Here is a 12,290-nt window from a genome sequence, read left to right on the forward strand (position 1 = left end):
CTGTGATGGGGCGTTTTGGTTTATCTGTGCTTCTCTTGAAACTCTATTAATTGTTGTTTTTTCTTTGGGCCGATTCCACGACGTTTAATAAACTCATTGGGGTCAATTTCCAGACACTTTTCAATAGTGGTGTAACCTTCAGCGAATAATTCCCATGCAGCGGGTAAACCAAGCTGAGACAGTTTTGAAGCAAACCATTCTTGGCCATGGGTTAGGCTTGCATCTTCATCAAGTTCGCCAAAGTATTCTTCCATGAATATTGGGTGTTCAGAAAGATAGTTATCTATGGCGGTAATCATTTGATCGTCTGATAATTTGGATTCGACAATTTCACGAAATCCGATCAGGTTTGCTAAAAATTCGTCTGGAAGGTCTGGCTCATCCCCAATAGTTAGCTCTAACCATGAATTATCTTGCTTAAACTTCTTAGGTAGTGACTTATATTCATCATTAGAAAAAACCTTGTAAGCTAATTTTAATTCTTCTAAAGGGGTTTGGGGGGAAGCATCGGGTACAAATTGCCATGCAAGGGTTTTGAACTCCGCTAAGTCCATTGCATCAGAAAGTAAGTCCGAAAGTTTATCTAGCTGTTTCTCTGTTAAGTCGTGGTTATCATAAAGATTGTCTTGGGCTTCCTCGCAAGAGAGTACAAAGTTACGAACATCCTCTTCAGTTTCGAGTTCCTTAACCATCTGGCGTGCTTCTGTTTTTGTGGTGGGAGTGGGAACCGAAGTAAAATTTGTCTTACTTGATAGGTTGTTTGTATCTGTGCTTCTAGTAGATTGACTATCAATGGAAAGAGTGTTTCCACTGGTGCTAGTTGGTGCAAAGACAGTGGTTTGGACTTGAGTTTGTGGGGCTACACTTTTCTTTTTTAGCTTACTATTATTGTCAATGCCAACATAAACAAACAGACAAAAAACGATGATAAAACCAATGTAACCAAAGAAATATCCAGCAATGAGGCCAAAGAATAGCGCCATAAAAAAGATAGATTTTTTACTCATGGGTTCCTTGGTCTTCTTGTATTCTTCTTTTGCTGAAGCGAGAAACCCTGTTTTTTTCTCGTTGGGCAATGTGTCGGCCTTTTGATGGTCGAATGGTTGCCATGCTGGAGCATCGCTGTTTTCTGCGAGTTCCATATTATCAAAGCGGAAGGTCTTTTCTTCGTCTGATGCAAAGCACTTAGCGTAAACAGTATATTTATCTACTTTTAACGGCATGATAGTTCGACGGCTACCTGGTGAGCTTCCTCCATGATAGATGATTTCAAATACTTCACCGGTTTTTAGTTCAAGCGCTTCTTGCATCATCCGACGCATATCTGAGTGTTCCATATATCCTCCTTAATCTAGCAGTCAGTTGAATATAGGCTATTTTTAAGAGCGTGACACGTCACAATTTTACAAAATCGACATTTAGAGTTGAGAGAAGAGATCATCATAAAAGGTACTTTAAAATTAAAGCTTAAAGTATAAATATGATGAAGTTTTGAAGGAAAATGCTAAAGTATCAGAGATACTCTTAACTATTATTAGACAGGTTTTTATTAAATGTGGAATTACATAGATAAGCTTCTTGAAAAAATTATGACCATTGCATTTTCTGTTGTTGTTACAGTTTTTTTGTTGACAAATATTAATAATAAGCAATGGGGAGCTATATTAGTTCAAAAGGATAATATATCTATTCATGATGAAAGTATTAAAAGCCTAGAAAGAGAGATAGCAGATATAAAATCAGTGATTAGTGAAGAATCAGGAGCTAAGAGCCTTGATGTTTCAGGGAGCATAAAAACTTTAGAAATGAGTTTTCTGGTACTTGAGGAAAAAAATAAAGAAGTTATGTCGATACTTAGAGATGACCCTGAAACATTAGCTACGATAAGAGAAATAAATGTAAAATATGATCGTATCTTAAGCGATCTTGATAAAATTGATAATAAAGTTATACGTGCTGAAGATAAAATTTACTCTGGATTTTCATCAGATAAGACACTTTTATGGACATTGGTTGTGGCTATTATAGCTATGTTTCTTCAACAGATTTTTTCTAAAAGAAAAGAAAGCAAATAAAATATAATTTTTCTTGAAAAATATGTCATTCCGAGTTTACCGAAACATACTATTCGAAAGAAAGTCATAAAACACTGTGCTCGAAGTTTAAAAAAAGAACTGGGGTGCATCATCATTTCTAAAGAAAAACGCCTCAGTGATGGGGCGTTTTGATTGAGGTAAGCGGGTGCAACATTTAAAGCTTCTATTTAGTTTTATTTCTCATATTACATTGTTTGATTTTAGCTACAAATGCAACCCCACTTCGGTCATAAGGTAAAACCACTGAAATATCTGTGGCTAATCGTGGATCGCTCATCATATCAATAAAGCTTTGAATACCTTCAATAAAGTCATTTACTTGATCAAGCGTAAAGCTCACTTTAAGAGGTTCTTTATCTGAAACTGTTAATAAGTCTGAATGCGCAAGTACCTTGTTGCGCCAATCTTTAATGCCAGAGTCAATGTAAAACTTTTTTAGCGTTTCAAACTTACCCTTTAATAATTCTGATTCAGTTTGTGCAATGAATTGGCAAAGTGACAAGTTTTTTTGTTTCCCCCAATTACTCGCTGCTGGGTCCATAAGCGTTGCAACTTTGATACAAATTCTCTCTAAATATGCCTTTTGAATTAACGGGAAGACAAAACTATTAAATTCATTTAGTTCATTACAGCTTTCATCCTCTCCAAACAGTTGCATGTAAAGCGTTAAATCAATACAAACATTTGAAAAGACGCTCTTGAGAACCTGAAGGTCTTCTTGATTAACATCTAATAAGTTAAAGTCGAGAGCGTTCATTGGATCTAAATGTTCCATTGAAGGGTTTTCCTTAAAAAAATCTTCCCACGATGTCGTTCTAGCCATGCAATTACCTTTTAAATATGCTTAATCAATATCTATACTATTAACTCTTTTTCCTTGGCTCATTTACTAGGGCGCCTTTGATCAGATAACAAACCAACAGCCTACAACAACTAACCTAAACAACATCATCTCAGGCTTGCCCATTGGCACACGTTGCCTACTTTATGTGGACGAAATGGGCATACACATGATACCCATACACAACAAATCCCTAGTCAACATAGAAACCGTTCGACACATCCAACGAGACGCAAAGCAATGCGAATCCGTTTAAAAGCTCTTGGGTTGGTACCAAGAGAAGAGTTGGAAGCTTAAAAGTATTGGAAGTAAATTTTCACATATTAAAGGGGCCAAAGTGGCCCCTTTTTATTAGTAGTTTCTATTTGCTCCACTCGTCAATAATGAACTGCGATACATCAGGATGTGCTAAGCCTTCCCAAGCAGCACAGTTAGTCGTTGCGTTAACAACGATTAAAGAATCGTTTCGATCCATAGCTGCCCATAGCGTGTTTTTAACTTGTAATTCTGAATATTGTGATTTCAAGTACCAAAGAGATTTTTGGACTTTTGCCCAGTCTCCTAGAGACTTTATAGCTTCATGAGTTTTTGTATAGTCTTGACCTGGTGAATTCAAGTCATAAGAAATAAACAGATTGTTCATAGTCGTGTTTCCTGTATTAAATTTCAAAATTTACACAAGAAAGCTTGAAGGCGTTACTATAAGACCCTATCCTAACGGTTCCTAAGCGCAGTTAGATCTTGGAGTATTCCATTGTCTTTCTTGCATCGAAGGCCTCTAAATTGAGGCCTTTTTTATTTGTAAACCACGTATATCAAGGCTTACAAGAATTATTTTGATGCTCAATGGATTCAAAATCAAGGCTTGAAAAAAACGCAAAAACCAGAAAGTTACCATAACTAAGTGGTTACTAACCTTTCTTGCTTGATCATTCTTTGAACAGCAGTTTAGCAACCGCAGAAAAGGTTTTTTTTCACAATTTTTTATGGTCACAATGTGATGATTTTTATTGCACGGAAAAAGCTCACAAATCTCGATCAATTTGAAATTATCAAACATCTCCAACCCCAAAATCACTCACTAGCACCTGACTCAACTCTGGCCCTGCCAATCTCACCAAAAAGGGTCTTACACACGGGTCATTTATTAGTGCTTCTACTTGGATCAATGATGCAAGCGTGACACGTTACAAAATTGGAATTTAACAGCACTATTTGATCGATATAAACATAGTAACGAGAGGGTTTCTGTCTTCAGGATCTTGAGCAATATCTAGCCTATCGAAGCCTTGGCTTTCATAAAGGCGAATTAACTTTTCGTTATTTTCACACTCTAGGATGATGGTTCTACCACCCACTAAAGCTTGAGCCTGTTTAATAACAACAAAGACATCAGCTAGAATTTTCTCTAAATCAATTGGGTTATCTGCTATGGACTTGTTTTTACCGATTTGGCCTATTAGATAGGTGCTGACAGTATTGTTTTTGGCTTTGAGCTTTTTTGCTCTGCTTTTAGATGTGTCTGGATGTATCTTGATGTCTTTGAAAGTGACGGTAAAGTAGGCCAGTAAAAAGCCGTTGTCATCTAAAATAAGGTGTGTGTTGCCTGTGCCTTCTTGTTCGAAGCGAATGGCTTTGTTTAATAAAAAGTCTTGGACGTCGTCATTTGGTGGGCAAGTAAAATCAGCAAAAAGGGCAAGTGCAATTTCTTGCCCTGTGTCAGGATCGGCTAGGATTTCTGAGAGAGATTGAAGCGTCGTGCTAATAGCTGTAATCCTTTTTTGCTTTCTGCTTTTAGGTCTTTGTCTTCAACATCCACTAAGCGTGGCTGTGCAACAGCCTTCATAAAGCGTTTTGAAGATTCTCTATCCTGTATGACAAAGCTTTTGTCGAATGATGTAGTAGCCATTTGAAACTCACTTCCCGAATCGGGATTTATCAAATTTAATACATAGTATATTACTAACGTAGGTATGCTTTCTAATTGAATAACCTAATGGCTTTGATTCGTTTGATATATCTTTGTCTATCTTTGTCTAACTCTTTCTATCTTTATCTGTATGGAAGGGTAGTCTTAAACATCGATTTGTTCAACATCCCCAACCCCAAAATCACTCACTAGCACCTGACTCAACTCTGGCCCTGCCAATCTCACTAAAAACGGCCTCACACACGGGTCATCAATCAAACCAGCCAGCTTAAATGACTGCGCCATTTGCCTGTGTGTGTCGTACATACTTTGTACCATGGTCACTTCATTACTGATCATACCCAGCATGGTGGTTAAGTTACTGCCTAGTTCGGCGGTGACTCTATCCAACAAGTCTTCAAAGTCGGCTTTATCCATAGTGCCCGAATCAAAATCTGTTATCCCTTGGTCCAGTTCATTCAAAATGTCGCTCGATGTCGCGAGCAAGTCATCTGTTGCGCCTGCGGCGGTACCCATGATGGTGTTGATGTTGGCACAACTGTCTGGCACATCATTCAAATAACTGTCTACAGACTTCACCGCACTGGCCACTTGTAAGTCGTCCAGTAAAGAATCCAACCGTGTTTGTACATGGGCGTTTAGCGTGTTGGCTCCCGTACCGTAATTGAGCAGGGCGTTTTGGCAGTTGGTGACTTTCGTGGCATCGGGTAGCGTAGGGTCAATAACCGTTTCCCCTTCCACGGGTAAGTATTTATCAAGCCGCGTGCGTAAGGTTCCGCACTGGCGATTGGTCGCGGTGGCCTTGCTCATGGTCACGCTTTCAAATGGGCTACCTGCGGCAAATGCATTAAATGCTCCTTTGCTGAAATTAAGCCCCATAACAAAACTCCTTCATCCATCCATGTGAATCACTATCACTTAATAGCTTACTGATAGCTCTGAAATCAAAAATGATCGATTGGCATAAATAGAAATAAGCCCTTTTATTTAGAGGGTTCATTTTTAAACCAATATGATTGAAATAGGAGATCATAATGATATACCGAAAAGTTAACCTTAATAGCTTAGTAAAAGTTATAGCTGTGATGAATAACCCTAGTCTCTCTGACCAAGATAAATACAATTTCGTAATGGCGGAGGTTAAGCTGCAAAAAGCTAGGAAAAAGCTTGCGGAAAGGGAGCTAGAGAGCTTCCTTGATCCGTATGACTGCACTGATCCGGTTGTTAAGTTGTATAGGGAAATGTTAATCAATGCAACTGAAGAAGCTTTTAGATTATTTCCGTACGTAGAGAGGGTTACTGGGAAAAAATTTGGCATGTTAGATTTCCTTAATATGTAACCATCTCGGTTCTTTGAACACTACTCGCCCTCGGGTGAGTAGGCGTTCATTCAGCTCTTGCCAAATCGCTTGCTTGGGAATGGTTTCACAATCGTAATACACCTCACGCACGTTCTTTAAATCACCATGGCCTGCGGCATTGTTTGCCATAATGCTGGCAAGCCCTGCGGGTACACGGTGCATGTTAAGAATGTCTTGCTGGGTGACTTCTTTGATCTTGTCGTATTCATCCCGGTTGCCAAAATCCCCAACGGGGAGCAGCTGAACACGGTCTTTGGTGTAGCCAGGTTTGCCCGAAATGGTGGATTCCATGTTGAGGAAGAGTGAACGATGGTTGCCGGGTCCTTTAGATTGGACAATGGCTTGTTCTATGTCGTCGGCTTTGTCATCGTCCAAATCAAACGTAACCAGTATATAGCCCGAATGCGCGCCATTCAGGTAATACTTACGGCGGAAAAGGGTAGCGGCTTCACCAAGTAAAATACTGTGTATGCCTGCAAAGTAGGTTGGCACACCATAGATGGCTTGGCGAATGTCACCGCCGTTTAGATGAATTATGTCGCTGGCGGGGTACTCAAGAAAGCTGCCATCGGATTGCAGCAAAAAATAGTTGTCGTCGGTGCCGACTCGAACATTAATGGCCGGGAGGCGAACGTAACGATTAATGCCGCCTAGCCAATTTCGAATCGCTAGGAAATAGGCATTGTCGAACACTTCAAAGTCTTTAAAGGCTCCCCTAAATTCTGCTCGAGTAATCATTGGGTTATCTTGCACGCTGGCCAAGAGTTGGTTTTGTTTAAACTCCAACACGCTGGCGTGGGTACCATTGGCATACAGGGTTTTGGCGAGTCCCGCTAGGCTCACCGGTGGCAGGTACCAATAGCCATTCATATCGGCAAACACGCCGAGATAATCACCTATTTGGTTGCCTAACACCGGTTCTGGGTCCCCAAAGCTAAAAGCGCGAGTTTTGCTCTTTTTCTTTTGGGGCATGAGTCCACCGTTCATAACGCTGGTATACAGACGGTCTACTCGTTGGCGTGGTTTTGTTGTGTTCATCATATTGTCCTTCATCCAATTGCAACCCGCGCTTTACTGATTTTCTTTCCGGGCTTTTTCGATTTAACAAACTGTCTTTCGGCTTGCATGGCGTGGAACACGGCCCACGCTAAGTCGGCATGGCCTGTACTGCTGTTGCGTGCGGCACCGTATGTGATGGAGCCATTTGGTGTGGTGATTTGGTGAATCATCATGAGTGACTGAGAAAGCTCTTTGTTGCCCATGTCGTATTCAAAACGTCCACCGTCAATGAGTCGTTTACCCCTTGTGACCAGGTCGGTTTTTTCGGACACCGAATAGAAAATAGGGACGACATGCTTAAGCTTTAAATCCAAGCAGCATTGGAAGGTGTCGTGACCTATGCCGGTCACATCGATACCACACCAAACCACATTGAAGCGTTCGTATATCTCGGCAATACGGGCGGCTTGGTATTCTGAGGTAATGCCTTTGAATTGATGCGTTTCAATGACGCGCCATTTCTCGGCCAGTGTGCGTGGAATTTCCAGTACCACCAAAGCGGCATTGTCTCGGACTCGGCTGGGGTCATAGCCAATGGCAACAGGGCGAAGGAATACAGGATTGTCGCCATCAAAATCCACGTCTTTCCATTTGCTGAATGCATCGACCATGCATTTCTGTAATGTGCTGAATGGAAACACGCTTTCGTTGTCGTCCACGAACTTACAACCAAATAGGTTTTCGTAGTCCGCTTTGCTGTATTCCGCTTTCAGTTCGTCAATATCGAATAGATCACAGCCCATACGCTCCGCATCTTCCACGGTCACAAGATGACGCCATATTTTGTCGCCGCCAAGAGAGCCTTGTTTTAAAGTGGCGTCTGTTAGGTCTATCTCAACTTTGCGTGAGCGGTTTTTGTTGAATTTCTCACCGCTCCAGTGTTCATAAGCGGGGTGCTGCAAGCTAGACGGCGTAGAGAAGTAAGTACGTCGCCATTTCTTATGGGCAGCCATACCGGACGCCAGCTTTTGCAACTTGGCGTAGCCGTGAATCCAAAACACTTCGTCCACATACAAATGGCCGTGGTAGCCCTGTGCTGTGCTGGAATTGGTTGATAAGAAATACAGTGTGGCCCACGTCTTACCGTCTTTGGTTAGCTCGATGGAATCTTGGCCTTTTAGCTCAATCTCAAAAGTGTTGCGTGCAAAGGCTTGAATATACGCTTTGAAAATTCGTGCCTGGTCTTTTGAAGCGGATAAAAAGACTTGGTTTTCACCGTTCTTGCATGCGTCCTCAAAGGCTTCCCATGCAAAGTAGTAAGTTGCGCCGATTTGGCGTGATTTCAGAATGAAGCGGTTACGACGTAAGTCAGGATCATGCGCAACTGCTCGCCATAGTTTTTGATATTCAAATAGGTTTTCAGCCGCCCATGTATCGAATTTAGACAGGTCTATATTGCTAATGTCATTCTTGGGCGAGGCTTTCTTTTTCCCGCGTCGATTATTGCGGCGTTCTGCGCCGGCTACCGCATCGGGCTTACCATCGGCAATGGCCTTGGCTTCGGCCATGATCTTTTCGGCTTTTGCTAGGTCTTGTCGCAAGGTACCAAAGGTGCGACACAGCGCATTTAACTCTTGGATTTCTTCTTTGGTCTTATTTTCTCGATTAGTTAACGTGCTAATGCGGCGTGTAATTTCGATTTCTGCCGTGTCGAAGGCGAGCAGTTCTTTCCAGTTAAATTTCTCAATCCAGCCATAAACGGTTCTTTCTGAAACATTAAGGCGAGCCGAAATCTCCGCGGGTTTATGAGCGCGGATATACAGCAGTCTTGCATATTCAATAACGTCTTGAGAGTGTGCCATGGCGCCATATTAGCTGCCATGAAAGCCAGCAATAACGCTAATAAATACAAGCCATTGTGATAATGGCGTTATCGCAATTTTTCGGATTTTAGCCGCTGGATTGGTCGTGTCTGGCTGCTTATCGTTGCAATCACAGAGTGTTTTAACTGAGTGATAGGAACGGGAAAAGGGCGAAAAATGGCAAAGTCTTCTAAGTGGTTCAAAGTGGCAACGTCTGGTCCCACTGTGGATGGTCGCGAGATCAAAGAGCAGTGGATTAAAGACATGGCCGAAACTTATGACACGGACGAATACACCGCCAACATTTTTCAAGATCACTACAGTTGGTATGGCAATTATGGCCAAGTGGTAGCGCTTAAAGCTGAGAAAGATGCAAAAGGCCGTTTGTGTCTTTTTGCCCAGCTACAACCAAACAAGATGCTATTGGCGCTGAATCAAGCAAAGCAAAAGCTATTTAGCTCTATTCGAGTGATAGAAGACTTTGCAGACACAGGCAAAGCTTATCTCATGCATCTCGCCATTACTGACGAGCCAGCCAGCCTTGGTACAGAGCAACTTTCCTTTAGCCAAAATGGCGAACACTCACAAATTTTTTTAAATGAAGAAAGCCAAACGCTGAGCTTTGATAACCAACCCTCAGACGAAGAGTTGGAAGCGGAGGTCAAAAAGCGTCCAAACCTTCTTCAGCGTTTATTCAAACTATCCCCAGCACAGGAAGATGAACCCATGACAGAAGCAGAAAAAGCCGCTTTCGAAAAGCTGCAAACCGAGTTGGCTGAGTTTAAAAACCAGCTTGACGCACTCACGCCAAAAGATGAGCCAGCGGATGACGACGTGCCAAACGAATTCGCGGCAGAAATCAAAGCGCTAAAAGACAAAATCACGGCGCTTGAAGACGAAAAGAAAGCCTTTTCAGAGCAAGCCGAAACGCTAAAAAACCTAACAGAAAGTTTCGCAGCACTGCAAGACGACTTTGCCAAAGCGATGAAAGACAAAACCGAAGCTCCGCCAAAAGGTACGGGGGAAACAGAAACCACATTTGAGATCGTTTAAGCGGTCAATCATTGGGTAAGCGTCTGGGGAGCCGCTAAAAGAGAATCTTAAATAGGAAACGAAAATGGCTAAAACATTGCTATCTCCACAAGGTAAAACCCGCTTAAAGGCGTATCTGAATCAGGTGTACGCAGCGGTTAACGCGGCCGTTGGCGAAGAGTTTGAAGTAGAACCGTCTGTTCAACAGCGTCTTTATGAAAAAGCGGCCGAGCATGGCGCGTGGTTCTTAAAGTTGATCAACGTTGAAACGGTAGCGCAAATCAAAGGTGAAAAAGTGGGGTTGGCGGTTTCGGGATTGCTAACCAAACGAACCAATACGGATAGCAATGACCGTAAAACGTCCAGCGTCGTCAGTGAAAGTAAGTCCGGCTATGAATGTCAGTTTACCGAAGTGGATGTACATATCACGTACAGCAAGCTCGATAAATGGCGCAACCGTACACCGCAACAATACGCAGAGTTGTATTCCAGTATTTATCGCAAGGCCATGACGGATGATCGTATCCGAATTGGTTGGCATGGTACGTCCATTGCGGCTGAAACCGATCCAGAAAAGAACCCGAATGGCGAAGACGTCAACAAAGGTTGGATTCAAAAAGTGCGTGATGAAGCGGCAGAGCAAATTGATGAAGACGGTTTGACCTTTGGGCATATGGATGCGGACATGCGCAACTTAGATGTGGTTGTGGAATCGGCTAAGCAGATGATTCCAGAACACTTGCGTGATGATTCCCAATTAATGGCTTTTGTGTCCTCTGATTTGATGGCGGATTATCGCTTGAACAGTTTGGCCGCGAATGGTGATCAAGCCTCAGAAAAAGTTCTAGTAAACGACAACAAAGTGATGGCGGTATTTGCTGGACTAAAAGCCGTTACACCACCGTTTTTCCCTTCCGGTACCGTGATTGTGACTTACCCAGAAAACCTTTCCATTTACCTGCAAGAAGGGTCGTTGCGTCGTCATATCAAAGACAACCCAACGCGTAGCCGAGTGGAAGATTACAACTCTGAAAACGTGGATTACATCGTTGAAGAGCCTGAAGCCATTGGCATCATTACTAATGTTACCCAATACGAAGAAGCAGAAGCAGAAGCGGAATAACACGTTTTGGTTTAACAAATGGCATTTGGCTTTGTTCAAGTGCCATTGATTAAACCCATACAAATGGAAACCAGCATGAACTTGATTAAAAAACGCCAGATGGATCGATTGGCGAACCTGAACAAGCAAAAGGGCGCGCATAAAAGTGAGGCCAAAGGCGGTAATGCTAAGCCAAAAACTGTGTCGAAGTTACGCAAACAGTTGCAAAAGAAAGCTGAAGTAAAAGTGGTCGATACACCAGCCGATTCGACGGGTAGTGATGGTTCAGAAGCTGATCTAAAAAACTTAAAAGACGATGTCAGCGACCTTGAAAACCGTGTTGACGATGCTGAGTCCGAAATCCAAGCGATTAAAGAAAAACTGGATGATGAATCGGACTTTGTGGGGAACCCTGAACTGGAAACCCACAAGCAAATGTTGGTTGGTTTGATGGATGAAGTAACCAGTGTGGAAGACATTGAAGAGCGAGCACCATACAAAGCGGAAGCAATTAAACGCTTGGAAGATTTTGTGAACGGCTTTGTTTCATCCGGTGCTCGTTATCCAAACATTGTCGCGGTGTGGGTAATGATCTGGCTGTTTGACCTGAAAGACATTGGCCGCGCTATGCCACTGGCACTTCATTTGGTCTCACAAAAAATTCAGCTAATGCCTGGTCGTTTCAATTCGAACATTGCCACCTTTGTTTGTGATCAGGTGTATGACTGGGCCAAAGCTCAGTTAGATGCTCACAAGTCATCGGGGCCATACCTTGAGCAATTAATTGAAGCCATGGAAGCCGAGAAGTGGGAACTGAACAAAGTCGTCAAAGGGAAGATGTATGTCATCTACGGCAAGCATTTAGACGCCTTAGCAGAATATGAACCGGCGCTTAATGCTTATGAAACCGCAATGGACATTAACCCACAGGCGGGTGCCAAAAAGCGCATTCGTGAGTTACAGGCAAAGTTAAAACTATAACGACTCCCCCACCAACCATCAACAGCGGTGGCGGTTTGGCTGCTAGTCAGTCCATTACCAAAACCGGATGGTTGGTGTTTTAAACA

Annotated in this window: 13 protein-coding genes; 5 read left to right on the forward strand and 8 right to left on the reverse strand. The window is 42.5% G+C overall.

Annotation, left to right across the window (positions count from 1 at the left end):
- Positions 1-20: 20 nt before the first annotated feature.
- Positions 21-1,337 carry a hypothetical protein gene (locus tag DFP76_RS09310; RefSeq protein WP_113874367.1) on the reverse strand — a complete coding sequence of 439 codons (1,317 nt, stop codon included), beginning with the start codon at positions 1,335-1,337 and terminating at the stop codon, positions 21-23.
- Positions 1,338-1,553: 216 nt separating this feature from the next.
- Here DFP76_RS09310 and DFP76_RS09315 point away from each other — a divergent pair, with 216 nt between their 5' ends.
- Positions 1,554-2,075, forward strand: coding sequence for a hypothetical protein (locus DFP76_RS09315; protein ID WP_113874368.1), 522 nt, complete (start codon positions 1,554-1,556; stop codon positions 2,073-2,075).
- A 184-nt stretch (positions 2,076-2,259) separates the two neighbouring features.
- Here DFP76_RS09315 and DFP76_RS09320 read toward each other — a convergent pair whose 3' ends face one another.
- The 5 genes from DFP76_RS09320 to DFP76_RS09345 form a co-directional block, all read right to left on the reverse strand.
- Entirely contained in the window at positions 2,260-2,919 is a 660-nt protein-coding gene (locus DFP76_RS09320) for an AbiU2 domain-containing protein (RefSeq protein ID WP_147084190.1), read from the reverse strand.
- Between the two features lie 379 nt (positions 2,920-3,298).
- Positions 3,299-3,580 carry a hypothetical protein gene (locus DFP76_RS09325; RefSeq protein ID WP_113874370.1) on the reverse strand — a complete coding sequence of 94 codons (282 nt, stop codon included), beginning with the start codon at positions 3,578-3,580 and terminating at the stop codon, positions 3,299-3,301.
- 409 nt (positions 3,581-3,989) lie between these two features.
- The gene (locus DFP76_RS18425; protein ID WP_484177320.1) at positions 3,990-4,106 is read right to left on the reverse strand and encodes a DUF7217 family protein; all 117 of its coding nucleotides are present in this window, start codon (positions 4,104-4,106) and stop codon (positions 3,990-3,992) included.
- Between the two features lie 560 nt (positions 4,107-4,666).
- The gene (locus tag DFP76_RS09340; RefSeq protein WP_113874373.1) at positions 4,667-4,846 is read right to left on the reverse strand and encodes a hypothetical protein; all 180 of its coding nucleotides are present in this window, start codon (positions 4,844-4,846) and stop codon (positions 4,667-4,669) included.
- A gap of 165 nt (positions 4,847-5,011) precedes the next feature.
- Positions 5,012-5,746 carry a DUF7217 family protein gene (locus DFP76_RS09345; RefSeq protein WP_113874374.1) on the reverse strand — a complete coding sequence of 245 codons (735 nt, stop codon included), beginning with the start codon at positions 5,744-5,746 and terminating at the stop codon, positions 5,012-5,014.
- Positions 5,747-5,901: 155 nt separating this feature from the next.
- On the opposite strand from DFP76_RS09345, the gene DFP76_RS09350 reads away from it, so the two are divergent.
- Entirely contained in the window at positions 5,902-6,207 is a 306-nt protein-coding gene (locus tag DFP76_RS09350) for a hypothetical protein (protein WP_113874375.1), read from the forward strand.
- Here DFP76_RS09350 and DFP76_RS09355 read toward each other — a convergent pair.
- A complete protein-coding gene (locus DFP76_RS09355; protein WP_181799818.1) occupies positions 6,187-7,269 on the reverse strand; it encodes a phage portal protein in 1,083 nt (360 codons plus the stop codon). The genes DFP76_RS09350 and DFP76_RS09355 overlap by 21 nt on opposite strands.
- Positions 7,270-7,277: 8 nt before the next feature.
- Positions 7,278-9,089 (reverse strand): terminase large subunit domain-containing protein, encoded by a 1,812-nt coding sequence (locus tag DFP76_RS09360; protein WP_113874377.1) that lies wholly within the window; start codon positions 9,087-9,089, stop codon positions 7,278-7,280.
- Between the two features lie 177 nt (positions 9,090-9,266).
- Between DFP76_RS09360 and DFP76_RS09365 the strand changes: the two genes are divergently transcribed.
- From DFP76_RS09365 to gpM, 3 genes are all read left to right on the forward strand, one after another.
- The gene (locus DFP76_RS09365) at positions 9,267-10,142 is read left to right on the forward strand and encodes a GPO family capsid scaffolding protein (protein WP_113874378.1); all 876 of its coding nucleotides are present in this window, start codon (positions 9,267-9,269) and stop codon (positions 10,140-10,142) included.
- Positions 10,143-10,206: 64 nt separating this feature from the next.
- The gene (locus tag DFP76_RS09370; RefSeq protein ID WP_113874379.1) at positions 10,207-11,244 is read left to right on the forward strand and encodes a phage major capsid protein, P2 family; all 1,038 of its coding nucleotides are present in this window, start codon (positions 10,207-10,209) and stop codon (positions 11,242-11,244) included.
- Positions 11,245-11,262: 18 nt separating this feature from the next.
- Positions 11,263-12,204 carry a phage terminase small subunit gene (gene gpM / locus DFP76_RS09375; RefSeq protein WP_113874380.1) on the forward strand — a complete coding sequence of 314 codons (942 nt, stop codon included), beginning with the start codon at positions 11,263-11,265 and terminating at the stop codon, positions 12,202-12,204.
- The last annotated feature ends 86 nt before the right edge of the window (positions 12,205-12,290 follow it).

Source organism: Marinomonas aquiplantarum (assembly GCF_003314975.1).
In the GTDB taxonomy this organism is placed as follows: Bacteria; Pseudomonadota; Gammaproteobacteria; order Pseudomonadales; family Marinomonadaceae; genus Marinomonas; species Marinomonas aquiplantarum.